The 23,597-nt window shown below is 36.3% G+C and carries 33 protein-coding genes and 2 pseudogenes; 4 read left to right on the top strand and 31 right to left on the bottom strand.

Features of this window, described 5'->3' with window-relative positions:
* Positions 1-26: 26 nt before the first annotated feature.
* Both ACWATA_RS11170 and ACWATA_RS11165 read right to left on the bottom strand, forming a co-directional pair.
* On the bottom strand, positions 27-1,262 hold the full coding sequence (locus tag ACWATA_RS11170; RefSeq protein WP_473049842.1) for a Zn-dependent hydrolase: 1,236 nt from the start codon (positions 1,260-1,262) through the stop codon (positions 27-29).
* 299 nt (positions 1,263-1,561) lie between these two features.
* Entirely contained in the window at positions 1,562-1,684 is a 123-nt protein-coding gene (locus ACWATA_RS11165; RefSeq protein WP_013057357.1) for a hypothetical protein, read from the bottom strand.
* Positions 1,685-1,976: 292 nt separating this feature from the next.
* On the opposite strand from ACWATA_RS11165, the gene ACWATA_RS11160 reads away from it, so the two are divergent.
* Both ACWATA_RS11160 and ACWATA_RS11155 read left to right on the top strand, forming a co-directional pair.
* Positions 1,977-2,513, top strand: coding sequence for a DL-endopeptidase inhibitor IseA (locus tag ACWATA_RS11160; protein ID WP_014459798.1), 537 nt, complete (start codon positions 1,977-1,979; stop codon positions 2,511-2,513).
* 154 nt (positions 2,514-2,667) lie between these two features.
* Positions 2,668-4,254, top strand: a complete 1,587-nt coding sequence (locus ACWATA_RS11155; RefSeq protein WP_154991244.1) for an MptA/MptB family glycosyltransferase — start codon at positions 2,668-2,670, stop codon at positions 4,252-4,254.
* Between the two features lie 40 nt (positions 4,255-4,294).
* Here the strand turns inward: ACWATA_RS11155 and ACWATA_RS11150 are convergent, their stop codons facing one another.
* Both ACWATA_RS11150 and ACWATA_RS11145 read right to left on the bottom strand, forming a co-directional pair.
* Positions 4,295-4,714: a GNAT family N-acetyltransferase gene (locus ACWATA_RS11150; RefSeq protein WP_217916018.1), complete on the bottom strand. Its 420-nt coding sequence runs from the start codon at positions 4,712-4,714 to the stop codon at positions 4,295-4,297.
* 125 nt (positions 4,715-4,839) lie between these two features.
* Positions 4,840-5,037, bottom strand: coding sequence for a hypothetical protein (locus tag ACWATA_RS11145; RefSeq protein WP_047750822.1), 198 nt, complete (start codon positions 5,035-5,037; stop codon positions 4,840-4,842).
* 92 nt (positions 5,038-5,129) lie between these two features.
* On the opposite strand from ACWATA_RS11145, the gene ACWATA_RS11140 reads away from it, so the two are divergent.
* Positions 5,130-6,047, top strand: a complete 918-nt coding sequence (locus ACWATA_RS11140; RefSeq protein ID WP_473049841.1) for an aminoglycoside phosphotransferase family protein — start codon at positions 5,130-5,132, stop codon at positions 6,045-6,047.
* A 17-nt stretch (positions 6,048-6,064) separates the two neighbouring features.
* Here the strand turns inward: ACWATA_RS11140 and ACWATA_RS11135 are convergent, their stop codons facing one another.
* The 4 genes from ACWATA_RS11135 to ACWATA_RS11120 form a co-directional block, all read right to left on the bottom strand.
* On the bottom strand, positions 6,065-7,060 hold the full coding sequence (locus tag ACWATA_RS11135) for an LLM class flavin-dependent oxidoreductase (protein ID WP_154991243.1): 996 nt from the start codon (positions 7,058-7,060) through the stop codon (positions 6,065-6,067).
* Positions 7,061-7,074: 14 nt separating this feature from the next.
* Positions 7,075-7,359, bottom strand: a complete 285-nt coding sequence (locus tag ACWATA_RS11130; RefSeq protein WP_014459792.1) for a DUF3219 family protein — start codon at positions 7,357-7,359, stop codon at positions 7,075-7,077.
* A 134-nt stretch (positions 7,360-7,493) separates the two neighbouring features.
* Complete coding sequence (uptA, locus tag ACWATA_RS11125; protein ID WP_014459791.1) at positions 7,494-8,087, bottom strand: undecaprenyl phosphate transporter UptA; 594 nt, start codon at positions 8,085-8,087, stop codon at positions 7,494-7,496.
* Between the two features lie 94 nt (positions 8,088-8,181).
* Complete coding sequence (locus tag ACWATA_RS11120; protein WP_154991242.1) at positions 8,182-8,901, bottom strand: endonuclease V; 720 nt, start codon at positions 8,899-8,901, stop codon at positions 8,182-8,184.
* A gap of 268 nt (positions 8,902-9,169) precedes the next feature.
* Here ACWATA_RS11120 and ACWATA_RS11115 point away from each other — a divergent pair, with 268 nt between their 5' ends.
* A complete protein-coding gene (locus ACWATA_RS11115) occupies positions 9,170-10,045 on the top strand; it encodes a glycerophosphodiester phosphodiesterase (RefSeq protein ID WP_473049840.1) in 876 nt (291 codons plus the stop codon).
* Positions 10,046-10,079: 34 nt separating this feature from the next.
* Here the strand turns inward: ACWATA_RS11115 and ACWATA_RS11110 are convergent, their stop codons facing one another.
* From ACWATA_RS11110 to ACWATA_RS11000, 23 genes and pseudogenes are all read right to left on the bottom strand, one after another.
* Positions 10,080-10,592, bottom strand: a complete 513-nt coding sequence (locus ACWATA_RS11110) for a hypothetical protein (RefSeq protein ID WP_033579200.1) — start codon at positions 10,590-10,592, stop codon at positions 10,080-10,082.
* 27 nt (positions 10,593-10,619) lie between these two features.
* On the bottom strand, positions 10,620-11,114 hold the full coding sequence (locus tag ACWATA_RS11105; protein WP_047750819.1) for a hypothetical protein: 495 nt from the start codon (positions 11,112-11,114) through the stop codon (positions 10,620-10,622).
* A gap of 53 nt (positions 11,115-11,167) precedes the next feature.
* On the bottom strand, positions 11,168-11,698 hold the full coding sequence (locus tag ACWATA_RS11100) for an ankyrin repeat domain-containing protein (protein WP_154991240.1): 531 nt from the start codon (positions 11,696-11,698) through the stop codon (positions 11,168-11,170).
* 121 nt (positions 11,699-11,819) lie between these two features.
* Entirely contained in the window at positions 11,820-12,326 is a 507-nt protein-coding gene (locus ACWATA_RS11095) for an Imm6 family immunity protein (protein WP_154991239.1), read from the bottom strand.
* Between the two features lie 76 nt (positions 12,327-12,402).
* Positions 12,403-12,861: an immunity protein YezG family protein gene (locus ACWATA_RS11090; RefSeq protein WP_430056370.1), complete on the bottom strand. Its 459-nt coding sequence runs from the start codon at positions 12,859-12,861 to the stop codon at positions 12,403-12,405.
* Positions 12,852-13,364, bottom strand: coding sequence for an ankyrin repeat domain-containing protein (locus ACWATA_RS11085; protein WP_154991237.1), 513 nt, complete (start codon positions 13,362-13,364; stop codon positions 12,852-12,854). The genes ACWATA_RS11090 and ACWATA_RS11085 overlap by 10 nt, the downstream gene beginning before the upstream one ends.
* Before the next feature lie 274 nt (positions 13,365-13,638).
* The gene (locus ACWATA_RS11080) at positions 13,639-14,055 is read right to left on the bottom strand and encodes a tetratricopeptide repeat protein (protein ID WP_154991236.1); all 417 of its coding nucleotides are present in this window, start codon (positions 14,053-14,055) and stop codon (positions 13,639-13,641) included.
* 37 nt (positions 14,056-14,092) lie between these two features.
* On the bottom strand, positions 14,093-14,320 hold the full coding sequence (locus ACWATA_RS11075; RefSeq protein WP_261763932.1) for a hypothetical protein: 228 nt from the start codon (positions 14,318-14,320) through the stop codon (positions 14,093-14,095).
* Between the two features lie 48 nt (positions 14,321-14,368).
* Positions 14,369-14,512, bottom strand: coding sequence for a hypothetical protein (locus ACWATA_RS11070; protein WP_231503799.1), 144 nt, complete (start codon positions 14,510-14,512; stop codon positions 14,369-14,371).
* Positions 14,499-15,122, bottom strand: a complete 624-nt coding sequence (locus ACWATA_RS11065) for an immunity protein Imm33 domain-containing protein (RefSeq protein WP_047750813.1) — start codon at positions 15,120-15,122, stop codon at positions 14,499-14,501. The genes ACWATA_RS11070 and ACWATA_RS11065 overlap by 14 nt, the downstream gene beginning before the upstream one ends.
* Before the next feature lie 74 nt (positions 15,123-15,196).
* On the bottom strand, positions 15,197-15,991 hold the full coding sequence (imm47, locus tag ACWATA_RS11060) for an Imm47 family immunity protein (RefSeq protein WP_154991235.1): 795 nt from the start codon (positions 15,989-15,991) through the stop codon (positions 15,197-15,199).
* A 30-nt stretch (positions 15,992-16,021) separates the two neighbouring features.
* Positions 16,022-16,507, bottom strand: a complete 486-nt coding sequence (locus ACWATA_RS11055) for an ankyrin repeat domain-containing protein (RefSeq protein WP_154991234.1) — start codon at positions 16,505-16,507, stop codon at positions 16,022-16,024.
* Positions 16,508-16,646: 139 nt separating this feature from the next.
* Entirely contained in the window at positions 16,647-17,024 is a 378-nt protein-coding gene (cdiI, locus tag ACWATA_RS11050) for a ribonuclease toxin immunity protein CdiI (RefSeq protein ID WP_047751848.1), read from the bottom strand.
* 113 nt (positions 17,025-17,137) lie between these two features.
* The gene (locus ACWATA_RS11045) at positions 17,138-17,608 is read right to left on the bottom strand and encodes an SMI1/KNR4 family protein (RefSeq protein ID WP_033579207.1); all 471 of its coding nucleotides are present in this window, start codon (positions 17,606-17,608) and stop codon (positions 17,138-17,140) included.
* A gap of 90 nt (positions 17,609-17,698) precedes the next feature.
* Positions 17,699-18,178: an antitoxin YezG family protein gene (locus ACWATA_RS11040; RefSeq protein WP_154991233.1), complete on the bottom strand. Its 480-nt coding sequence runs from the start codon at positions 18,176-18,178 to the stop codon at positions 17,699-17,701.
* A 53-nt stretch (positions 18,179-18,231) separates the two neighbouring features.
* Complete coding sequence (locus ACWATA_RS11035; protein WP_473049839.1) at positions 18,232-18,687, bottom strand: DUF600 domain-containing protein; 456 nt, start codon at positions 18,685-18,687, stop codon at positions 18,232-18,234.
* A gap of 126 nt (positions 18,688-18,813) precedes the next feature.
* The gene (locus ACWATA_RS11030) at positions 18,814-19,305 is read right to left on the bottom strand and encodes an immunity protein YezG family protein (RefSeq protein WP_473050220.1); all 492 of its coding nucleotides are present in this window, start codon (positions 19,303-19,305) and stop codon (positions 18,814-18,816) included.
* A 309-nt stretch (positions 19,306-19,614) separates the two neighbouring features.
* Positions 19,615-20,121: an ankyrin repeat domain-containing protein gene (locus ACWATA_RS11025; protein WP_473049838.1), complete on the bottom strand. Its 507-nt coding sequence runs from the start codon at positions 20,119-20,121 to the stop codon at positions 19,615-19,617.
* A gap of 27 nt (positions 20,122-20,148) precedes the next feature.
* Positions 20,149-20,636 (bottom strand): annotated as a pseudogene (locus ACWATA_RS11020) (immunity protein YezG family protein).
* Positions 20,637-20,797: 161 nt separating this feature from the next.
* Entirely contained in the window at positions 20,798-21,253 is a 456-nt protein-coding gene (locus ACWATA_RS11015) for a DUF4274 domain-containing protein (RefSeq protein ID WP_176343943.1), read from the bottom strand.
* 205 nt (positions 21,254-21,458) lie between these two features.
* Positions 21,459-21,943: pseudogene (locus ACWATA_RS11010) on the bottom strand (antitoxin YezG family protein).
* A 152-nt stretch (positions 21,944-22,095) separates the two neighbouring features.
* Complete coding sequence (locus ACWATA_RS11005; RefSeq protein WP_255219804.1) at positions 22,096-22,620, bottom strand: hypothetical protein; 525 nt, start codon at positions 22,618-22,620, stop codon at positions 22,096-22,098.
* Positions 22,621-23,075: 455 nt separating this feature from the next.
* Positions 23,076-23,591, bottom strand: a complete 516-nt coding sequence (locus ACWATA_RS11000) for an Imm6 family immunity protein (RefSeq protein WP_025751639.1) — start codon at positions 23,589-23,591, stop codon at positions 23,076-23,078.
* Positions 23,592-23,597 lie beyond the last annotated feature (6 nt).

Raw genomic sequence — 23,597 nt, 5'->3', positions numbered from 1 at the left:
CTCCGCAGGTTTACTCTTTCGTCCTGTTACTTCTGAGCTAACTTAATCACCGTCTCTAAAAGTACGTTTACACCTTTTTCGCATTCTTCCCAAGGAGTGAACTCTTCTTCACAATGACTTTTTCCGTTTACGCTCGGAATAAAAATCATGGCCGTCGGAATATAGCTAGCTAAAAACTGTGCGTCATGTCCAGCTCCGCTGACCATTCGCTTGTAGGAATACCCTAGCGAACGAACCGACTCTTCCACTTCATCACAAACCGTTTTATCAAACCACACGGTATCGCGTCCCCAAAGCTTGGTCACCCGCACTTCGCACCCTTCTAACAGCTCCGCTTGATCAGGCAGTGATTGAATAATTTTTTCCACGGATGCAATGACATCTTCATCCGTATGTCTCGCTTCAAGCGAAAAAATCACTTTATTTGGAATAACGGTATGAATATTAGGCAGTACGTTCATACGCCCCATTGTATAGACTAAATTTGAATCCAATCTGCCGAGCTCATGACGAGCTTCAGCAATCAGGTTATTAGTTGCAAATAGCGCATCTTTCCGCATATCCATCGGCGTCGTACCGGCGTGATCTGACTCCCCCGTAACTTCAATTTCATAGCATACCATTCCGAGCACGCACTCGACTACACCAATTGATTTGGCTTCTCTTTCTAAAATAGGCCCTTGCTCAATATGTAATTCTACAAATGCCGATGCTTCAGTAAGACGGTTACTTCTATCGCCTTCATATCTGCATGATTGAAGGGCTTGCTTAAACGTCACGCCGTCAACATCTGTCTTCTTCATCATAACGTCTTTTTGAAACTTGCCCGATAAAATACCTGAAGCCATCATAGAAGGCTCAAAACGCGCTCCTTCTTCATTCGTAAAGTTAACAATCATAATCGGCACCTTCGGCTTAATATTATGTTCAACCAGCGTCCTTACTAACTCTAACCCTGCAACTACACCGAGGATTCCATCAAACCTTCCGCCTTTTTTTACGCTGTCCATGTGTGAGCCAATCACAACAGGCGGCTTATCTTCTAGTCCTTCAAGCGTGGCGTAAATACATCCAAGGTCATCGATTTTAATATCCATTCCAAGATCCCGGCAGCATGAGCAAAAATAATCTCGTGCTAGGCGATCTTCTTCTGACAGCGCTAGGCGGGTTACACCGTTATTAGGTGTTCGTCCATAATCGGCAAATCGTTCAAGCGTATTTTTTAACCTTTCTCCATTCACTGCTACTTTTTGTCGTTGCAACTCAACCACTCTCCTCATTATTTGGTTATAAAGTGCGTCTAAGATGCTGTGTTAATGAATATCATTCATTATGACATAAAATAGGCGATATCACTTGAAGTCTGTTAGAACCCCTTCCATTGTTTTTGTAATGAAAGTGCGCAGCTTGCCTTATGTATCTATTAGCTTCAAAACGTAAATTTCCTGCTTTTTTCTATGAATAATGCACGCGTTATTTATGCATTTTTATTATAAAAATAGCGATAGGTTTTTTTCAAAAAAAAGAGAATTAGTTATTATACTAACTCTCCTCTACACACTTACTTTTTATTTGCTTTCTTCGCAATCGCAATCATTGTAGCCAAAACACCAACTGTAATAATCACAATAGCAATTACGGCAGTGGTAATAATAATTCCTGATGTCACTTCTGAAACACCCATTAGTTTACGTTCTCCTTTTGTGCCTGACCTATTTATCTAAATCAGCATATTGATCGATTTATTCCTATTATATACGAACTTGTAAAGCGACGAAATATGTGACACATAATTGACATACTGTTTATATGTTTTCTTTTAATTCTACGTTTTATTTAAGAAAATACGGGAATAATTCAAACATATATAAGAAATACTCTTTATTTCTTTAAAGAAGTATTGTAATATAAATGTAACAATTGTAATATTAACAGCATGAATGTTACATATATTTCAATGAATGAGTAGGAGGGAAATGGAAATGAAAAAATTTGGAATAATCTTAGCATCACTTGCTCTTTTCTTTTCACTAAGCACAGGAGTTACAGCTCAAGCAGCATCACAAAATCTATCAACGACTAATGCGGTAAAAATTGCAGCAAACGCAAGCAACCATTTCTGGAATGCACTTCATGGATCTAAAGGTAATTTATGTACTCAAAAAACATTTAATTATAAAGGCACTCAGTACTCATATCTTTGTCAAGATTTTAATACAAAAAGCAAACTAGTAAGCTACTTATCTGAAACGTTTACAAACAGTGCTATTCAAAAAGGATTAACAAATTATCGCTACATCACATATAATGGAAAGCTTGCTCGTCCTGTCGGTGACGGATTCAGCATGCTAGAGTGGAACAAAGCAAAAGCAAAACTAACTTATCAACGCGCCGATGTTCGCTCTTATCAATTTACGGTTCCAACAGTTGACGGAGGAAGTGTAAAACGCACCGTTACATTTTATAAATCTGGTTCACAGTGGAAAGTAAATAAGTTTGATGCTGTACTATAAGCAATATAAAAAACAAGGTCTTCTAAGGCCTTGTTTTTTTATGCTTTCTCTTCCGCTCTTTATTAAAGAAGTTTCACTTTATTTTCACTAACTCCCCTTATAGTATGGATACACACTACTACTTATTCGATACATTGTCATCGGAGGATTTTATATGAACATACTACAAAAAAGAACGGCTTTTATCGTAATGGCTGCTTTTCTTTTAGCATTTGTTTTCAGTATCGTTTCACTATCACACTATAAAGGAGAAGAACATTTATTTTCAATTCAAGAAAGTCATCAGTTAAAAAAGATTACGAATGGTATATCTGTTCTTGATAATAACTCAAGAGATCATCGTCTTCCTTCAGGAAACGGTCCTGCTTCACCCAGCAATTCCGGAGAACACGTAACGCCTTTTCATAATCTATCTATGGATAACGGTGCCGGAAGTCAAGGAGCTAATAAAGACTATGAAACGCCGCTAGCTCTTTATACGGTGGGCTTTTTTATAGCAGCAGCTTTCGTTTACGGATTAGTAAAGAAAAAGAAATGGCATCATTCGATAGGGCATTCTCGCGTTATTTTATGGTCATTACTTGGCACTGGTTTATTTATTCGGATTGCACTGATTCCGTGGGTAGGCTCTCATATGGATGCGTCGCTTTTCAAAAACTGGGCATCGGTTGCGGCTAATCATTTTTCAAATTTCTACGCTAAAAGCGGAAGCGATTATCCGCCGTTTTATATTTATATCTTGTTTATCGTTGGGAAAGTTGGCAGTTTACCGGATTTTCAGCAGTATTTTTCGCTGTTGATTAAAATTCCGCCTATTTTAGCAGATGTTGTCACATCTTATTTACTCTATCGTTTAGCTCGTAAATACTTGGCACCTTCTTTTGCATACCTGTTAGCAATTGGGTATTTATTTAATCCGGCCATTTTAGTTAATTCAACGTTTTGGGGACAAGTGGATTCATTTTTCACTTTACTTATTGTCCTAGCCATTGTAATGATTACGGAAAAACGAATTTACGCGTCGGCCGTTATTTTTACAGCAGCGGTCTTAATGAAGCCGCAGGCGATTATTATCCTGCCTATTTTGTTTTTCGAGCTCATTCGCCTAAAGCAAGTGAAGCATTTCTTCGGCATTGCTTTAACGGCGGCTTTCACTGCTGGGGTGATTTTATTGCCTTTTTCAGTCGGAAAAAGTCCAACGTGGATTATTGATTTATTTTCATCCACCATTGGAGAGTACCCGTATGCTTCTGTTAACGCCTACAACTTTTATAGTTTAATAGGCGCAAACTATAAAGACAGCTCTGCAACGCTGCTGTTTTTCAGCTATCATACGTGGGGACTTATTTTTATCGTCGCGACAACTATTTTTTCTTGGCTTATTTATATAAAAGGACGGAGCTTTAAATACGCCGCTCTTGCAGCGCTTATTCAAATTTCAGGGGTATTTACGTTTTCTTCAAGCATGCATGAACGCTACTTATTTCCAGCAGCAGCGCTTGCTTTAGTGGCTTATATTTATTTAAAAGACAAAAACTTGCTTTACTTATCCCTTGGATTTAGCATCAGTATTTTTATGAACACTTTTTTTGTTTTATACGGCGACAGTAATATGCAAAACAGCACGTCATACCCGTTTTCTATGTTTGCTACGTCGATGCTAAACGTCTTGCTTGTTGTTTATTTAGTAAAAGTTGCTTGGAATTTAGTCCAAAAAAGTACGGTTTTAAAAACGGCATAATACAAAAAGCTCAGTGAGTATGATTGATCACTGAGCTTTTTTACATAACAAGCGACATGCCTGGCGCGTCTTCTTCTCTTTCTTGAAACCCTAATTTTTTATAAAAATGATGCTTTCCTTTTGCTGCAAACAGCTGAATCGATTCAATTCCGCTTTCTTGGCATTTCGTCAACAGCTCTTGAATAATTTGCTTTCCAAGCCCTTTGTTTTGATATGTGGGATCAACCATCACGTCGCAAATAAGCGCTTGGTAAATTCCGTCTGAAATCATACGGCCAAATGCAATTAATCGTTCATTGTCATAAATACCGACTCTAAACCAGCTGTTGGCTGCGGCTTCAAACAGCTGTTCTTTTGTATAATTTCCTTTTTTACTTTTATGTAATCCGCTCGCTTCATGCAGATCAGCAAACTGCTCAAATGGCGGAACTTCTTTTTTTATTACGTAAGACACGTTCATTCTCCTCTCAATACCGTTGCTTTCTATATTATATTTATACATCAAAAAGAATAATAATTCAACATTTTTATCTAGTTATCTTGTTACCCTTTCTTCAAATAAAAAAACTGCCAAACGGCAGTTTTTTAGGCTTGTGCTGATTTTTTTCGTTTTTTAAGATCAATTCCTGCTATAATAAGCAAAATGATTCCAAGAGCAATCATGATTTTACTCACTGTTTCTACCCATTCCGGTGCGCCTTCAGCAAGTAAAAGTGAAAATCCAATGATATAAACCGGAAACCCAACGAGAGCCCAAGGGGATCTCACCTTCTTTGTCTTCATATATAGGATCTCCTCCTTCTTTACAGATTCTATGTAGGCTGTATATGATGAGTTTATCAGAAAAAATTGGAAACGACAAAGGAGATAAACGCATGCATACGTTGCCTCAAACATTTTGTGATACAATTACTCACCTTCACTCTCATAAAGGCCAAAAGTGGCTAACTGACTTTCCTCAGCTGATTCGCTACTGCGAACAGCGATGGCATATCACCATTCACAGTCACTTCCCTCTTTCTTACCACTTTGTTGCTCCTGCGCGCAAAGCAGATGGAAGCGAACTAGTTGTAAAACTCTTTGTAGAGCCTTCAGAGCTGCTTCATGAGCAAGAAGCACTGACAGCAATAGCTGGTGAGAACACGGTAAAAATAGTGGACAGCGATGCTGAAAAAGGCATTCTACTGCTTGAAAAGCTGTCTCCCGGATGCCCGCTTTCCTCTTTATCAACTAAAGAAGAGGCTGCGTTAATCGCTGCTCGGCTCATGAAATCTCTGTGGCGCATGCCTCAATCAGACTCCACTATCGAAGAAACAGCCGTTAAAAGAGAGAAGCAGCTTCGAGAGTATACACAAATGTATCCAAGCGGCATTGATTTTCTTTCTTCCGAAACGCTTCAACACGCGCTAGCCCTTTTCTCTGAATTAAACCGGACTTCTCAGCAGCTTTTTTTGCTTCACGGAGACTTGCATCATGATAACATCTTACAGTCTGGTGAAGCGTGGAAAATAATTGATCCAAAAGGGTTGATTGGAGAAAAAGAGTACGAAATTATCCCTTTTCTTTTAAATCATCTGCCTAAGACAAACGTAGCAGAGGCAATTGACCATCGAATCAATATATTTGTAAAAGAACTGAACGTAAGTAAAAAACGCATTTTACTGTGGGGATACGCTCATTCTGTATTAGCCACGTGCTGGTTAATAGAAGACCGCCAAGACGCCGCTTCTTTTTTACGTGCTATAGAAGCATTTCAGCACTTATTTGAGTACTATTACGGGCATAAAAAATAAGAGCCGACATTTGGCTCTTATTTTTTGCATTTCTCTGCGACAAGCTCATATGATTTTAATCGGTCAGCCGGATCGTGCGTAATGGTGACAAGCATGAGTTCATCCGCTCCGTAGCGTGCTTGAACTTCTTGAAGACGGACGTGTACTTCTTCCGGGTTTCCGATAATCATAGCTTCTTTCATCTTCTTCATTTTTTTCTCTTCTTCTTCTGTAAGCGGATAGCTGGCCGCTTCTTTAATAGAAGGCACACCTTTTGCTTCCATTTTATCCTGTTGAATTTTCCATACGAGTGAGCTCGTTGCGATGCGATGCGCTTGCTCAGTTGTTTCAGCGCAAATGACCGATACAGTGACAATCGCATAGGGCTGATCTCCGCTCCGCCTTGGCTGAAAAGCCTGCTTGTACTGATCAATAATAGCTGAACCGTCTTGTTCACTCATAAACTGTCCAAACGTATAGGCCATTCCGTTTCTAGCAGCGAGCTCGGCACTTTTTTTACTTGTGCCAAGCAGCCACGGTTCTGGAGAGACAGGCGGAAGCGGCGAAGCTGAAAGCTTGGCGTATTCATGTTCAGCCGGAAATTTATCGTCTAAAAACTGCAGAAGCTCTTCAACAAGTTCAGGCATTTTAAATACTTGCTGCAAGAAGTTATCCGACAGCGCATTTGTTGCTTCAGCCGATCCACCCGGCGCGCGCCCAATCCCTAAATCAACGCGCCCTGGAAACAGCGTTGCGAGCATGTTATACGTTTCCGCTACTTTATACGGCTTGTAGTGAGGCAGCAGCACCGCTCCCGATCCAATTCGAATTCTATTAGTTTGTGCGCCGATATAGCCAAGCATCACTTCAGGAGCCGAACAGGCAAGTCCAGACAAATCATGGTGCTCTGCAATCCAGTAGCGCTCATAGCCAAGCTTGTCACCCGCTTTGGCCAGCTGCATCGATGCTTCTAACGCTTCCGCTGGGGTCTGATGGGATGAAACGGGCGATTGGTCGAGTATACTTACTTTCATCACACATCTGCTCCTTATTCGTTCACTTCAATTAAACTTAATGAGAAATCCCCTACCTGGCCTTTTTCATATAAATTTGTAAAAGACGTAGAGTACTGATGAATCGTTCCTTGGAAATCCAGATCTTCTTCTGGGACATTTACATGAAAAGTACCTTTATATAAAAGTGTAGTAATATCATGATATTCCTCACTTGTTACCTTAAAATCAACTGAAACTTTTGTTTTGCCTTTTACAATTTCTTGTTCATAGCTGTAAATTTGAATAGGCGTATCATTTAATACAATTTCTTGTACCACGTTAAATCGTCTCCTTTTTTAGTGCGTATGAAAAATAATAGCACTTGAAGAAGTCATGAGCAAATAAAAGAGCTTCTGGTTGCGCATGCAAAAAAAGCATGGCTTTTCGCCATGCTTGTAGTCCAAAAACGATCTTATACGCGCTTTGTACGCGTGCGTTTGAATACGAAATAAAGAACAATAATCACAAATGCCGCAACTACAAACGGAAGCGTATATTTGCTTGCTACGTCTTCAATGTTCGCCCAGTTCTCGCCTAGCTTTCCGCCTAAGTAAATAAATAAAATCGACCAAGGAATCATCGCTAACACGGTTAAAGACGTAAACTTCCAAAACGGCATTTTAGCAATACCTGCAGGGATCGAAATCGCGTGTCGAACAACCGGGACAAAACGAGCGGAGAAAACCACGCCCGCGCCGTATTTATTAAACCAGTTTTCCGCAAGGTCGATATGCTTATCATGAATAAATAAGTACTTGCCGTATTTTTGAAGAAACGGACGTCCTCCGTAGGCTCCAATCCAATATAAAAACCACTGTGCAATCGTTCCGCCAATAATTCCGGCAATGACTGCTCCTGGAAAACTAATCATGCCTTGAGAAATCATATACCCCCCGTAGGCTAGTACAATTTCACTTGGAATGATTTCAATCATTAAGCCGAGCGCAATACCTAAATAGCCAAGGCTCGTTAAAAAATCCAAAATACTCGTAATAAATGAACTCACCTTTAATCACCTTACTCATTCTTTAATAATTTTACACTACTACTATATTCCAACCATCAGTATAAAAGGAAACTATGAACTCACTATGAACAGCTTACTTCCCCGTTGACTGCCGGTACCTTTTCCGCAGCTCATGCGTATGCAGATCTGCTAGGCGGACCGGAATCGGTAACTTGCTTTCTTTTGAAATAAAATGCATCATGAGCTGATATGACATGTCCAAATCGATATAGTTTCCGCACGACAGAAAAATAGGCTTTACCCCTTTTGCTGTCCTTACTACTCTACCATAAACCTGGCCATCAATCACAATATCTTCATAAGCGCCCTCTGTATCTTTAGGCATAACGTAATCATGTCCTTTGATCTTTAAATAGCTTTTTCCAATTCCAACGGTAGGTTTATTGAGAAAAAACGAAGCATGTGTAGCTACTCCCATGTGCTCGTAGTGCAAATATCCGTTGCCATCAAATAAAAACACATCGGGCTCTATTTGGAGTTTTTTAGCCGCTTCAAGAATTAAAGGAAGCTCTCGAAAAGCTAGAAACCCAGGAAGATAAGGAACCGTTACTTCTCCTACACTGTGCACTTTTTCCACAATGCTTTTCGTCTGATAATCAACCACTACAATGCTGCAAGCTCCGTAAGATATGCCGTTTTCTTCCCAATACGCAACATCAACACCAGCACAGTTATGTATATGCGTCATTTTGACGCCTGATGTTAAATCAATTTGTGCTTTTAGCTTTTGCTGAAGCGTCCGGCACTCCTCTTTCGTTTGCATCGTAAACGTATGTATGTACTGAATATCCATGTTCCATTCCTTTCATTGACTGACTCACCTATTATACAACTATTTTCTAAGAAATTCCTATTCTTTTTTTCACACCTTTTATTATAGCGCTGTTTCCTTAACGTTTGATTAAAATCCCTATTCGTTTACGCATTTTTTGTAAACATCATCATGAAAAAATCCCTATTTTTCTTTACGAAATGTCAACGCTTTCTACACACTTTCTCTATATCATCATCACATTTTTTCGTTACGCTATTTCTATACTAACGCATAGGAGAGAAACGTGATGAAAAAATATTTAGCTGGTCTAAGCGCAGTCGCCTTATTATGCTGTTCAATCGCCTCTTCTGCTTTTGCACGCACGGAAGAAAAACTTACAAATATCGCGCACCGAGGAGCCTCTGCCTACGCACCTGAAAATACAATGGCTGCTTTTCACCAAGCGTTAGAAATGAATGCGGATTACATTGAACTTGACGTGCAGCAAAGCAAAGACGGTGTACTCGTTATTATGCATGACCGTACCGTAGACCGAACGACAAACGGAAGCGGACACATTCGAGAGTTAACGTACGCGGAGCTTCAGCGCTTGGACGCAGGAAGCTGGAAAGGGGATTCTTTTACGAATGAAAAAGTCCCAACTCTTTCGCAAGTATTAGATGAATTTCAAGGAAAAATCGGTATATTAATAGAGTTAAAAGCGCCGGAACTTTACCCCGGAATTGAAAAAAAAGTAGCTTTTGAAATCAACAAGCGACAGGTCAATCACGTTATCATTCAGTCTTTTAACGTTTCATCCATGAAAAAAATGCATGAGCTTCTCCCAAATGTTCCTATAGGCATACTAACTTCTTCACAGCGAGACGCAAACCCAAATTCAATCCGGCAATTCGCCGCTTTTGCCACTTACTTTAACCCGTCTTATGACATCCTAACGCCTGCTCTTATCCACCAAGTCCATTCTGCCGGAATGAAAATATCACCGTGGTCTGGAACCAAGCGGCTTCCCGCTTCATTTTTGTGGAAAACAAAAAGTGACGGAGTGATTACAAATTATCCTGATGAAGTGAATTGGGTGCAAACATCAAGTGCTATCGGACAACAGCTCGAAAAAGGAAGCGCACGCCGAGTAATTACACTTGCCGTCACAATGTGGCCATAGTTCCTGTAATCTTTTACTAGTAACCTCGTCTTCCTTACTGCCTTTTTAACGCTTCAATACGTTTGATTTCACTGAAATACCGAAAGTTCCCTTTAAAACATCTCTCCATCGTTTTAAAAAACTGCTCCGCTCCTCCTAACACCACCATAAAAAAGTCTTGTTTTGGAAGCACTGCTTTTACGGGAGGAGATGTATGCAAGGTATACAGTACAAACTGTTCAGAAGCCGATTTTAAGGTTAATACTAACGGTTGATCTGGAAAATTCATCTCTCCATATCCGGTCTCTTTTAAACTCTCCATTGCATCCAACAAATAAAGCCACATCCCATCTATAACATCCCATGCAGATGCATCAAGAAGCGGCTCACCGTAGTATTCAAGCTTAATAGCTCCTTCAAGGCAAGTAAAATCAAACTGATTACCGTAACGAATGAGTTCTTCTTCGTTCGATATATCGATAAAATAGTGCGATTCCTTTTCATATAGAGATGATAAATCCGTAATCAAAATACCTGGACGCTTAATGAATGTTTGAACACGAAACAACATTATCCCTCCATGCCCTGTTTGCTTTCACAGCTCAAATAAATTTTCTCCGTCCTTATTTACCCAATACTTTTCTATTTTTGGAATCAAACCTGTAAAGTCTTTATACGTTCCTTTCCAATCGCTTGGAACATATTCTTCAAATGAAGCCGGTTCAGGAAACAGTGAGTAGAACGTTTTTTGATCAAAGTTCACTAAAAACGAAGGGCTAAAGTCTAATACGTCTTCTTCATCTTTGCTTTCTATTTTATTTTCAAACAGCTTTAAAAGAGTAGTTGTGTCTGCCTGATACGACTCTATACGTTGTAAAAAAAGCTCAGCATTTTCACTGCTAAGAACTTCGATACCTTTTCGTTCAGGTTCGATGTATTCATTAACCGCTGAATCACCTTCATTTTCAAAAGCTTGTGCAAACTTTACATAATCCAAATACCATAGCTCTCGATCGGTCACATACCATTGAAACTGCTTTTTATGTACTACTCCGACAATTACGTTTTCAGCATATATGGGTTCTAGCATGAGATGGACCTCCTTGCTTTTATTAGCTTTGTGACCTGTTATATACGATTTAATTAACCTTTAAGCACTCTCTTTTGTACTTTTTCATTCAGCTTTCGTTTTAAATATTCAGCCATTTCTATTTGTCCAAATTCCTTAGCATATCGATACGCATCCATATCCTCGATATTCTCTCCGGTATATTGAACGGAAATATCTATACCTTGATCAACTAGATGTTCAACTACTTCTTTATGACCACCGTAAATTGCTGCGAACAATGGATTTCTTTTTGCCGAGCTTACATCTAATTCTGCTCCAGATTGGATTAAATACTGTACTATTTCTACATGCCCCTCACCTGCTGCCACTCGTAAGGGAAAAGCATCAAATATATCACCTTTTATATTTACATCGATTCCTTTATGCACTAGATACTCTACTATTTCCATCTGTCCTTTTTTTGCTGCTATATGCAACCAGCTACCAAATGGAGTCATGGTGTGTAGAATTGCTTTATTACTACCTATTAATTCTTTGGCTGAGTTAATGTCACCACGTTTAATTGCATTTCTTATTGCTTTGTTGACGCTGTTTTTCTCCAAAGCATATCCCCCTTAATGTAGTTGCCCATTATTGTCGTTTTTAATATAGACATCTTCCTCAATAATTTAGCTGTTTCTACCGTTTTTATTTTTAAATAGTTGTGGTCAGTGAACTTCACTGTCATACTCGTAGTTCTTTTAACACTTTTGTTCGCAGATCATTCACGATTTTTCTATTCGTATCATCATTTAATAAAGAAGTTAGTCTTTCTATGTAACTATCCGCATTCTCTATACATCTTTCAAAACCATTTACAAAATGCTCTACTAATGTATCATCAACTAAAGCAATGGGTTCGGGATAATATTCGACGCCTTCTCTTTCAAATGCTTTTCTACTAGTATAAGCAACTGCATCAATAATACAGTCCCAGACTATCACATCTGTTTTATTATCTGACATCTCTTGAATTATTGTGATACCATTTTCCTCGTGATCTAATAATTCATAAAGAGTATCTCCACTATTTTCTTTGTCTTTTAACCCTTCCCAGCATTTACATATAACTTTCCGGGCTAAAATTTGATCTTCCGTACGAGAAAGTAACGGTACCACTTTTTCTGAAAGTGCCAGAAAAAATATCACTTTATCATGTTCTGTTAAACTATTGAAGTTAGCATTAGTCATTCTTAAACTCCATTTCCACTTCTCTCACTATGATGAGCTTAACTCCTCCGTCTATATATCTTTTGCTCTTCTATGATTAGGAAAGAAATTTTTTTATGATCTTTTTATCATATTCATTTTCTGAAATAATCCCTAAGTACTTATACTCCCAAATCACCTGTTGTTCATACGGGTCAACAGTAAGAATATCTTCATACCCGTAGTCTATCTCAAATTTCCCATCATGACCTAAATGCAAAGTTAAACTTGTCCATATCTCCTGCTTGTTTTCTATAAATACATCTAACAACTCACGAAAGCACTCTAACTGTTTATCTAATAACACTAAGTAGCTCTGTTCTGACACCTCAAATAGTTCAGGTATATCATGACTATATATAGGTTCATCGCTTCCTTTTGGATAATAAAAGAAATACGTTGTTTGAGAACCTTCTCCTACTTCTGCATACAAATAGATTTCTCGCCAGTTTTCTTGTATCATTTCCTTTAAATTATCGGCCACCTTTTGATAAATATTATTAAGCTTTAATTCCATTTGCTGTCCACCTTCTGCTTTAAATATTCAGCAATTTCTATTCGTCCTCGTTCAATCGCAAATTCATAGGCATCCATATTTTTCATCGTATCCCCTGTATACTTTACAGTAATATCAATACCACTCTGAACAAGGTATTTTACAATATCAAGATGACCACCATAAATGGCTGAAAATAAAGGATTTCTACTCGAATCGCTTACATCTAACATTGCACCTCTATCGTATAAGTACTGAACTATGCTAAATTCACCTACACTCGCTGCATGTGCAATTGGCGCTGACTTTGGTACACCTTCATTTATGTTAATATCCATCCCGTATTCAACTAGGAACTTTACCATGTCAAGACTACCAGCTCTAGCAGCCACGTGTAGCCACGTTCCAAAAGGAGTTATAAGCTCAAGCAGCGTTTTATTTGTAATCAGAATCTCTTTTGCTTGTTCTGTATCACCATTCTTAATGAAATCATAGGCTTTAACTGCTTTTTCCTTATTATTCATAGAAACCTCCTAAGATATTTTTGTTCATACGGATTCTTCACCAGTTTATAGTATCAGAGAGATTCCTTTAGTCTTCTGAAATCCCTTCTAGAATTCTTCTAATGATTTAGATAGGATTATGTGGATATTCTTTTAAATAGTGCTCTATTAAACTCTTACTCTATTTCAGCATATTGGTTCACACGCCCTACTCATATGCATTAAAACCAAAAATCCTCAATAGCATGCTCTACTGAGGGTTTTACTCTTCACTTAAACTATATTTTTTCTCTATTTAAATTAATTCTATAATAAGTTTAAAGTATTTATCATCTTCCTGAAAAAAGATTTTATAATCTTCAATTTGATAAGCCTTGTACAAATACGCTTTTGCTTTTTCAAACTCTCCAAGCTCATAAAAACTTTCCCCTAACCGCAACAACAGAAAAGGATTTTCATTTCCGTCCGGACACTTCAAGGCATATTCCAAGCTGCGTATAGCATCTTCGTAGTTTTTTATTAAAAAGTATGTATCACCCAAAGTTCCGTAAATCCACGTAGCCGCTGACCATTTTTCCTTTGGCTCTGGAACTAATTCAAGTGCTCGTTGATAAGAAGCAATCGCTTCACTCATTTGTTTCAGTTCAGCGAATTGATTACCTTCTTCACATAACTTGACAATTTGCTGGTGAAGTTGATCGTTCATTTCCATTACAGCATCTCCCTACTGAAATAATAAGGTTTCATCTTCATGATCCTTTTAGCAGCTTTATATATTTGACATCTTGCCCTTCGAACAATCTTCCTTCTGACTTTTTATTAGCAATATCAAAAAATTCTTTTGCGACATTTAATTCGCCCAACTCATAATAAATAGTTCTTGATAAAAATTCACGCTCTCCGTCATCTATTCTTTCAAAATCCGATGTATATAAACGATTTAACCACTGCTTAGCGCTTTTGTAATTCTTTATCACTGTAAATGTATCAATAATATCCCGTACAATATTGCAAGTGTCAGGATATCAACCTTTAGGCTGTGGAATTTCACCCCAAGCTTGTACCAATAAATCTATAGATGTTTCGTAATCATTATTTTCAGAGCATTCATCGCTTTTGGTCTTATATTTCTCAATTCTCACTTGCTTTTCAGGGTCAATTTGTATCATTTCTTCCTCCACTCAAAATATCTTCATCTCTTTCATTTAATACTGCCTTCACTTGATCTCTTTCAAAAATCACCATATATTCATATGGTAAAGCTAAAACTTGAATAAGGGATGGACGAATCTTCAATAATTGATAAACATAAAAAGCCTCAAGCTCTTCTGTATCATCTTCTTCATTTACCGGCCCTATGTACCAGCCAGAATCTCCTCGTTCAGCTCCGCCGCTTCTTTGTAAGTAAATACTATCTACTTCTAGTATATTTTTAGCTACCACGACTTTATCTCTAAAGCTGACACCTTCACCATTTTTCATGTTTAACTTGCGCAAAAAGTGAACTTGTTCCAACTGCGCCCATAAAGCAAGCGTTAAATCTTCTGTATAATCCTCAAAGGGATTCCCTGAATAGTCCGGTGAAAGAATGTAATACTCTTCATTCTTTACAGAAACAATAAAGTTCGACCACCCTATTTGTATCGAAAAGCCATCAGTCCATTTTTCTCTTTCTATCGTTTCAAAGATACGAAATAGACTCTCAACCTGCATTTTTAATTCGTGTTCTGCTTGAACTACGACTACTTTATGCCCTATATTTTTAACGAATTTTTTCAATTATTCTTCCCTTTCTTTTTTCACTAATTTTGTTGCCAAATATATTGCGTTTGGACAGTACGTAAGGTTGCTTTCTATAGCTTATACCCATAAAAATACTTTTGTCCTTTTTCCCAGTTTTTAATGGAAAGATTATTAATATACTCCATCATTTTTTTATAATGGCTTGCATTCATAATTGTGCGGTAATCTCCAGGCACCTTTTCCCCAGTTAAAATGGATAATAAAGGTGGAATCAACTCCATTTTTAATGGTTCTTCGTTATGTACTGCAATCATCGCTCTTTGGACTAATTTTTTTGCTAAGTCTCCGGGAAAAGCTAAATTTTGTTGAAAGTAATAACTTTCTGGATCATTCTCATTGCAATACTCAACATAATAGTCTCCTATTTCCTCCCCAGTCGCCTCTTCTCCGATTTTCGCTTCATAGTCAAGGAAAAAATCAAGCGAATCCTTTATGATAATAGCCGTATCGTCAATTTCGTTCCAGTCTTCAAGTAAAGCCAATAAATATGGAACTACTTCAAGAGAAAGTGATGTTATCGCTGCTGATGCAAACGTATCAACCGTTTCTTCAGTACTTTTACTCAAAAATCGCAGATTATTTGAATCTCTTAAGTCGTCATGTGTTGCGATAGCGAAAAAGACCCTTATACACAAATTCAAAACCGCTTCATCTTGAGTCCCGTTCATCAATTGAATTAATAGCGGCTTTTGAGTAAAATCCCCTATTTTATATAACTCGATTAAATTAAATAAAATGTCCCTTTCTGTATGGCTTTTCAATAGATGTTCTTTTATTTCAGCTTGAGATAAAGTGGTCTTTTCACCAAACCATATACTATTCATAAGGTTTCTTGAGCCTACCATCATTACACCTGCTTTCGCTAAGTAAATTATCTATTTCCACTTTCCCTTTAAATATTCAGCCATTTCTGTTTGTCCTCTTTCAAGGGCAAACGTGTAAGCATCCATTTCTTTCATGTTTTCACCAAAATATGTAATCGATATATTAATATGATTCTCAACTAACAGTTTAACCATCTCAAAATGACCATTATATATGGCAGCAAACAGCGGATTTCTATCTGGTTCACTGATATCAAGTTCAATATTATGGTTAATAAGATACTTAGCAATAGCAGCCGCTCTTTCTAAGGCATTGGTAGAAAAAGTTCCTTCTTGTGCATTAACATCTATTCCAGCACGAATAAGGTACTGGACGATTTCTAAATGACCATGAGCTGTCGCTACATGTAGCCATGTGCCAAAAGGTGTGACCCATGTTAACATTTCTGGCTCTTTCTCAAGTAAGTCTCTCACCTTATTTAAGTGACCACCTTTTATAGCACCTCTAATAGCTTTTGCTATGTGAGTTGTTTCCATTTTTCGTTTTCCCTCTACTTTCTACCTTGTAGAATCCTCTCCAAAATATATCGTCTCTCTGCTTGGTGTGATGCGCTGTAGTGTGGGGAGCTTATTGTCTATAGCAAGACTCGATTCGTTGCTTCTTTATATACTCCTACTAGTCTTCATTACTATGATTTTGTTTGATTTTATGTAAAAGAGCCATCACTTTTTCTTTATCATGGGCATGATCTTCCATATATACGTGGCAAATTTTGTGCAAGTAAGTTAAAAACGTTTCATAATCGACAATAACACTTTTGTCAGTGTCACCCGTACCGTCTAGAAATTCAATGCCGTTTTCAACATAGCCCTCTTCCCACGGCTCTAAGTCGTCTGAAAATGTACAAATGTGGTACTCATTTCCATAACCAGTTTCCTCTGAAAAATAGTGTAAGACTTTTAAAAATTTTTGATCTGATAAAGCGCTATAAAAACTTATCATGGGAGACAACGTACAATCTATATCATGAAATAATTCTACGATTTTCTTCATTTGTATCCCCTTTTTATAATTAATTGAATCAACATTTACTATTTGATCACGCCTACTTCTATGAGAGCCTCAAAAAATCCACAATTATTTTCATGCCCTACTTTAGCTGCGGATTAATGAAGCATAGCTAAAAATTCTTTGAATGTATCTGCAACAGGGTACGTGTTCGGCTCAAGCTCAGCAGAATTTTCATGATCCCATACACAAACGCTAGGGTTATCTCTTGAATTTCTATAATCTAAACACACAAAATCTCCTGCAAATAAAGTCGCGATTGGTAATAAAGCTACTCCCAATAAATCTCCATCATCTGTAAGCCGATCCTCTAATTGAGTCCATGTTACATCAATATCAAACGTACCGGCTTCATTGTTCTCTGGGGCTTCAAGAATACATAAAAACCTTATTAATACATAGCTATGACTCTTCACTTTAAAAGCTTTTGCTTCTGGAGAAGCCCCGTTATTTCTTTTTATCATTTGTTTATAGTCTGGAGGTAATTTCACTCTCCAAAACGCTTCCTTTTCAGCTAGCAAATTATCCGATGGTAATGGATAAATGATTGAATCTTTTTTTATTTCCATTGAATGTACTCCTTCTCTGTAGTATTCTTTCATTCCCTATTGAAATATGTATATTTAACATAATGAATTACACTATAAGCTGTTCATTTTTTATCTATCTTTTACAGCCTCGAGATATCTCTTTAGATGCTTTTGTCCTAGCTTACTTTTTGGCAAGATACTAAGGTATTCATATTTCCATATTGTCTTCCTAGCATGGGAATCTGCGGCTGAAAGATCATCATAATTAAATTGAATCGTAAACGTTTCTTTGTGATTAAAAATTAAAGTGAAGCTGGTCCATGGCTCTTGGTTCTCACTTCCGGTAAACACTTTCCACAATTCTTGGATGCAGTCTAATAATTTGTTCCATTGTTTAACATAGTCTTCTTCACTTACAGCAAAAATTTTAGGAATGTCATGACTGTATATAATTTCATCACTGTTATTAGGATAATAATAGAAGTACGCTGTTTGGGCACCATCAACAACTTCACCATAAAGATAAACTTTAGAACACGCTTCCGGAATGGTCTCTATTACGATATTGCCCATGTCTTGATATAGCTTATTCACTTTTTCTTCGTTCATCTAACATTCCTCCTGCTGCCTTGTTAAATTGCCTAAGAATCCCTAGCAAAATATTAAAGCCTATTACGTTTCACCTTTTCAAACCACTCATTAGCATTATAACTAGCGGTTTTAACATCATCATTTGTATAAACCAACTCGTAATTGTATTCCGCTGTAAAGTGGCCGCTCTTCACATCATAAATTAATTTCATCTCCGTTGGCATGTCTCTGTTATTTTCTTTACACAGCGCTTCAATTTTTTCAATATCTTCATTTAAAATATTTAATACCATAAATCCTCTTTTCGGAGATGTATCATATCTTTCATCCTCATCCTCTAAGGCGTCGTTCACTTGATGAGATTTTACATATTGATTGTTAATAAGATAAAAAAACTTACTAGCGATAATGTTTCCTTCACACGAAGCATAGATATACACTTTGTCGGCTCTATCGTTAATATATTCCATACAAATTGATATCATATCAGCTTGGAGTTCACTGAATCGGTCTTCAAATTCTTTCATATGATGTTGCACCTCGCTTATAAACTTTTAATTCTACGCTTGTAAAATGTTCCCTTGATGCAATTCTTTAGGGTTAATTTAGTACCTTCATGAGGTGGGAATTTAACCACAAATACTGGATTTATGCTAAATTGGATTATTGGGATACTCATTTAAATACTTATTGATTAAAGTCTTGCTTTCGCTATCATCTGGTTCTGTTCCTAAATATTTATATTCCCAAATCACTGGCTGGTCATCAAAGCTGTAATCCGTGTCAAACCAATTTGTATAATCATAATGCACCTTCAATTTGCCATCGCTATTAACAGATAGTGTAAAAGAGTACCAAAGTTCTTGCTGATTATCTTTAAAAACGTTTCTTAATCTATTAATTAACTCAAATAAAGCTCGATCCTTCATTTTATAAAATTCTTTATCAATATCGTCGTATTCACAAGGAATTTCTAAACTATATTTATAGTTCTTTTCATTCTCAAGGGTATTATAAAAAAAGTAAGTGCCTCCGCCCGTTTCGGATATTTGAGCGTAAAAATAAATCTTTGTCCATTTGGTAGGAATCATTTCATTCACTGTTTCAGAAATTCCCCTATAAATTTGATTTATTTCTGTTTCCATACTCAATATGTTCGACCACCTAACTGTTTTTCCAGTTTATAACGCGTTCCTTACTGTACTATCCATTAATGTTTCTCTATAACTATTATAAACTCATCATTACTCTTATCTTAAAACACTAAAGTACTAAATACTTTCTCTCTACTTCCTGCATTGCATTCTTTACATTTCAAATACTAACTTTTTACTCCAACATAAAAAAAGAATTCGACTCTTTTCGAATTCTTTTCCTAATTTAACAACTTCTCTCCTCATTTTTTTGCTCTTAAGCAATTTGTACCACCTGCATGAGAGACAATCTAAACCCAATCAATTTTCAGTCATCCTTTGCTTTAAATATTCAGCAATTCCAGTCTGCCCAAACTCTCTTGCATATTCATAGGCATTCATATTTTTGATATTTTCTCCCGTGTATCTAAGCGACACATCTATTCCTTTTTGTACTAAATATTTAACTACTTCTTGATGCCCACCATAAATTGCTCCAAACAGTGGATTTCTCTTCGCTAAGCTCACATCTGGTTCTGCTCCAGATTCTATTAAATACTTTACTATCTCTAAATTACCGGACCCAGCTGCTAAATTTAACGCAGAAGCATCAAATGTCCCGCCTTTCGCATTAACGTCAATTCCTTTTTCAACTAAATATCGGACGATTTGAAGGTTCTCTTTTTTAACCGCTACATGTAACCACGTACCAAATACAGTCACGGTATTCAAAGTCTCTATATCATCACCTATTAGTTTTTTCACTGCGTTGATATCGCCAGTTTTAATGGCATTTCTTATCAATTTTTTACTATGGTTTCGGTCCACTATGCAAACTCCTTCATTATCATCTACTCAAATAGGATCATTCGGAAATTCACTATCGTACTTTGCAATTAATACTCTATCTTTTTCTTCACTTGCTTCTTCACCTAGATATTTACGTTTTCAAATTATCATTTGGTCACTAAAACTATACTTTGTATCGAACCAATTCGTATAATCATAGTGTATGTTCAACTTCCTGTTACTATCTACAGACATTGTAAATGAATACCAAAGCTCTTGATGATTATTTTCAAAACTGCTTCTTAATTGATTGCTCAATTCAAACAGTTTTCTTTTACATTTTTTAAATTCTTGTTGATCCACATGATACTCGAACGGGATTTTCAAGCTATACGTAAAACTTTGTGTATTCTGAGGTGTATTATAAAAAAATAAGTACCTCCTCCAGTTTCTGATATTTGAGCATAAAAATAAAACTTTCCCCATTCTTCTGGTATCATTTTATTCACTGTTTCAGCTATTTTTTTATGTAATTGCTTCATTTCATTTTCCACTCTTTTCATGACTTCAGTTCGTTCAAATTCTATACCTACCATTCTTCCAGATTTAGCTGCTTGATATTGATATTTAGCTTCCTTTATGTATTTTAGACTTAGACCTAACTCTTTTCTCTTTTTATAATGCATCAATCAACCTAAGTTTAGTTACTAATTCATTATATTTTAAAAATATCAACCGCATCTCCTGGAGATTTATTAATAAGGAGTTCAGGAATGTTTGGATTACTCTTCTTTAATTTATATTTTTGAATGTTTGTTAATTCAGGATTGAAAGAAATAGCCTGAGATGTAAACTCTAAGTTTATGAGTTTATTGTAAACTTCCCCTAAAAAATTTTTCCAATTTTTCAAGGAAGAATTTGAAACCTCACCAGGATCTTCTAACATACGATACCCGTCTGCATAATGAAACATCAGTAAACCTGTTCCAAAATCACAAGCTGCATTTTCTAGAATAACTGTTGGCACTTCAAACCCACTATTCCAGTTATAATTTGCAGCAGAGTAATGAAGCAAGAGAGAGTTATTAGTATTCAATAAATAACTTATTATGTAATCCTCATCTGTCCTATTAAGTAACTGTTTAAGAAAATGAATATCGTCCTTATCCATAAGTTCTTGCCTCCTTTTTAAAAAACTCAAATGCTATAAATTATTGATTATTGCTGTTAAAATTTTCTTCATATCTTTTCATTTTCATCATTTGTTCTTTATCTTTTTCATCCGCTAATTCTCTACTTAAATATTTGTACTCGAAGATCCCGCATCTTCACTTTGTGCTTACTGCTTCCTTTATTTGTATAGCCTTAATAATTATTTAAATAGGATTATTTGGATATTCTTTTAAATACTGATCTATTAAACTTTTAGTTTTTTCATCCGCCGGTGCTTCATCTAAATATTTATACTTCCAAATCTTTTTCTGTGCTACAAATCCGTAATCTGTATTCAACCAATCTGTATAATCAAATGATACAGAGAACTTCCCTGTTTGCTCTAACATTAGCGTAAAAGAATACCATAGTTCCTGGTTATTTTCTTTAAAGATTTCCCTGAGCTGTTCACTAAGATCAAAAAGCTTATCTTCTTCATTATTAAATTCTAGTTCCGATATGTTAAATTGTTTTGGTATATCTAGACTATACGTGTAGCTATTATCTCTAATTGATTTATAAAAAAAGTAAACTCGCCCCCTGATTCATCAATCTGTGCATAAAAATAAAATTTCTCCCATTCTTCTGGAATCATATTATTAACCGTTTCTGCTATTTCTTGATACAATTCCTGTAACTGGCTTTCCATTTGCATAGAATTTATCTTCCTGACTGGTTTTCAACTGTTGCTATCCCTAGTTCTTCATCTTCAATTTGGTATGTTATTCTAACTGTTTATCTTTAACTTTTTTATGTTTCTTCAAATCCATGTCAAACAACTAAAAAAAGACACTATGATACTTATATATCGTAGCAACTATTAAGCTGACGCATCTTATGAACTCTAGCTTCACAAAAGAATTGGCGCTCTTCTTTGCACAAATATAAGTATTGGCCAAACTCAGGAAACACATCCCAGTTTTTTTTAAGGGTATTGTTTGTTTCGCGCTCCTCTACTGAACCATTCTTTAAATCTCGCTTTTCCATTGCTATGTAACCATCTTCTCGGAAATTCAAAATCAAACTACTCACTTCTGTATTAGTTTTATCATCATATTCCCAATACATGGCTGTTCTTAAAAAAAGCTTACCTTCACTCATAACTTCGAAATAATAATTTAAATATTTACGAATTAGTTCATCATAAAACCCTACCGAAACCCATTCATTTGTAATATTTATAATATACTTGTGCTTCTCATCTTCCCTTAGTACGACCGTATAGGGTTTATGTTTTTGGTGGTATGTGTATGCAGTATGCTCATCAAGAATGTTCCAAGGCTTCTTTTTGATATCTGACCATTCGTCACAATAATACATTTCCATAGTCACTTGTACACCTTCCCATAATATTTCTACTAACAGTGCTGTTTTTTTTCACAAATTCTTTATACGTTTCTGGTAAATTCATTCTCCATTTACCTTCCTTTTCAGAAAGCACAGTATCGTCCGGCAAGGGATAAATGATTGACCATCCTTACATTCCATTTGTATACCTCTTTAACATTGTGATGAAGTGTAATATTAAAAGGCGATATATCCATTTGGCTTCTGATCATCGTCCTTCTCATAAAATTCAAATATTAACTTGATATTCCTTGATGATGCTACCTTCATGAACTTTAATAAAGCATCATTCAAGTATACAAAATGTAAATATCTCAAAAAAACAACCAAAAGCAGCTGTCATCTAAAAGTCTCATCTGCTTATCTTTGAAGTTAAAATCTGCTTTTAAAAGTATAGCTAAATAATTACACATTTTTAGAAGTTTCTTAGTTATCTATTTCTCAATAGACTCATCAATAAAAGTCTTTATTGAAATTAAATCTACCCTTTTATCAGCATTCTTTGGATAGTTTTCTTCAAGAAAGTGTAATAGCTTATCTGAGATACTATTATTCTCATATACCTTTTCAAAATTTGTTATGAAGCTTTCAACAGTCTGATAATCAACACTTTCAATAGTCTGGGGAAGATACTTTTCTTTTTCATATTGATACGCCTCCCAGATTGTATATGCCAGAGCATTTCCAATACATATCCATACTTTTTCATTATCTTTATCATCGGCTAGTTGCATATAAGTCATGATATCTGTTTCATCTATGTTTTCTAAATATACATACAGGCTATCTGCGTCAAAATCCTTTAATTTTAGCCATTCCCAAGCTTTTTCTAATGACTCAACCGCTACTTCAAATCCTTTAGATTCAGAAATCTTGTTGATAATTAAATTAGATAGCGACAATAGATATACGACTTTAGCATCCTTGCTCAAATTATTAAATCGATTCATTTGATT

This window comes from Priestia sp. USM5 (genome assembly GCF_058323215.1).
Note: the sequence above shows the minus strand (reverse complement) of the source record. Positions and strands in the feature narration are given on the sequence as shown.

Excerpts from the sequence above, each read along its gene's own strand:
- ACWATA_RS11165 (WP_013057357.1), bottom strand. The coding sequence starts at position 1,684 with ATGGGTGTTTCAGAAGTGACATCAGGAATTATTATTACCACTGCCGTA.
- ACWATA_RS11160 (WP_014459798.1), top strand. The coding sequence starts at position 1,977 with ATGGAAATGAAAAAATTTGGAATAATCTTAGCATCACTTGCTCTTTTC.
- ACWATA_RS11155 (WP_154991244.1), top strand. The coding sequence starts at position 2,668 with ATGAACATACTACAAAAAAGAACGGCTTTTATCGTAATGGCTGCTTTT.
- ACWATA_RS11150 (WP_217916018.1), bottom strand. The coding sequence starts at position 4,714 with ATGAACGTGTCTTACGTAATAAAAAAAGAAGTTCCGCCATTTGAGCAG.
- ACWATA_RS11145 (WP_047750822.1), bottom strand. The coding sequence starts at position 5,037 with ATGAAGACAAAGAAGGTGAGATCCCCTTGGGCTCTCGTTGGGTTTCCG.
- ACWATA_RS11140 (WP_473049841.1), top strand. The coding sequence starts at position 5,130 with ATGCATACGTTGCCTCAAACATTTTGTGATACAATTACTCACCTTCAC.
- ACWATA_RS11135 (WP_154991243.1), bottom strand. The coding sequence starts at position 7,060 with ATGAAAGTAAGTATACTCGACCAATCGCCCGTTTCATCCCATCAGACC.
- ACWATA_RS11120 (WP_154991242.1), bottom strand. The coding sequence starts at position 8,901 with ATGGATATTCAGTACATACATACGTTTACGATGCAAACGAAAGAGGAG.
- ACWATA_RS11115 (WP_473049840.1), top strand. The coding sequence starts at position 9,170 with ATGAAAAAATATTTAGCTGGTCTAAGCGCAGTCGCCTTATTATGCTGT.
- ACWATA_RS11105 (WP_047750819.1), bottom strand. The coding sequence starts at position 11,114 with ATGCTAGAACCCATATATGCTGAAAACGTAATTGTCGGAGTAGTACAT.
- ACWATA_RS11095 (WP_154991239.1), bottom strand. The coding sequence starts at position 12,326 with ATGACTAATGCTAACTTCAATAGTTTAACAGAACATGATAAAGTGATA.
- ACWATA_RS11090 (WP_430056370.1), bottom strand. The coding sequence starts at position 12,861 with ATGGAATTAAAGCTTAATAATATTTATCAAAAGGTGGCCGATAATTTA.
- ACWATA_RS11085 (WP_154991237.1), bottom strand. The coding sequence starts at position 13,364 with ATGAATAATAAGGAAAAAGCAGTTAAAGCCTATGATTTCATTAAGAAT.
- ACWATA_RS11080 (WP_154991236.1), bottom strand. The coding sequence starts at position 14,055 with ATGGAAATGAACGATCAACTTCACCAGCAAATTGTCAAGTTATGTGAA.
- ACWATA_RS11070 (WP_231503799.1), bottom strand. The coding sequence starts at position 14,512 with ATGATACAAATTGACCCTGAAAAGCAAGTGAGAATTGAGAAATATAAG.
- imm47 (WP_154991235.1), bottom strand. The coding sequence starts at position 15,991 with ATGGTAGGCTCAAGAAACCTTATGAATAGTATATGGTTTGGTGAAAAG.
- ACWATA_RS11055 (WP_154991234.1), bottom strand. The coding sequence starts at position 16,507 with ATGGAAACAACTCACATAGCAAAAGCTATTAGAGGTGCTATAAAAGGT.
- cdiI (WP_047751848.1), bottom strand. The coding sequence starts at position 17,024 with ATGAAGAAAATCGTAGAATTATTTCATGATATAGATTGTACGTTGTCT.
- ACWATA_RS11045 (WP_033579207.1), bottom strand. The coding sequence starts at position 17,608 with ATGGAAATAAAAAAAGATTCAATCATTTATCCATTACCATCGGATAAT.
- ACWATA_RS11040 (WP_154991233.1), bottom strand. The coding sequence starts at position 18,178 with ATGAACGAAGAAAAAGTGAATAAGCTATATCAAGACATGGGCAATATC.
- ACWATA_RS11035 (WP_473049839.1), bottom strand. The coding sequence starts at position 18,687 with ATGAAAGAATTTGAAGACCGATTCAGTGAACTCCAAGCTGATATGATA.
- ACWATA_RS11030 (WP_473050220.1), bottom strand. The coding sequence starts at position 19,305 with ATGGAAACAGAAATAAATCAAATTTATAGGGGAATTTCTGAAACAGTG.
- ACWATA_RS11015 (WP_176343943.1), bottom strand. The coding sequence starts at position 21,253 with ATGGATAAGGACGATATTCATTTTCTTAAACAGTTACTTAATAGGACA.
- ACWATA_RS11005 (WP_255219804.1), bottom strand. The coding sequence starts at position 22,620 with ATGGAAATGTATTATTGTGACGAATGGTCAGATATCAAAAAGAAGCCT.
- ACWATA_RS11000 (WP_025751639.1), bottom strand. The coding sequence starts at position 23,591 with ATGAATCGATTTAATAATTTGAGCAAGGATGCTAAAGTCGTATATCTA.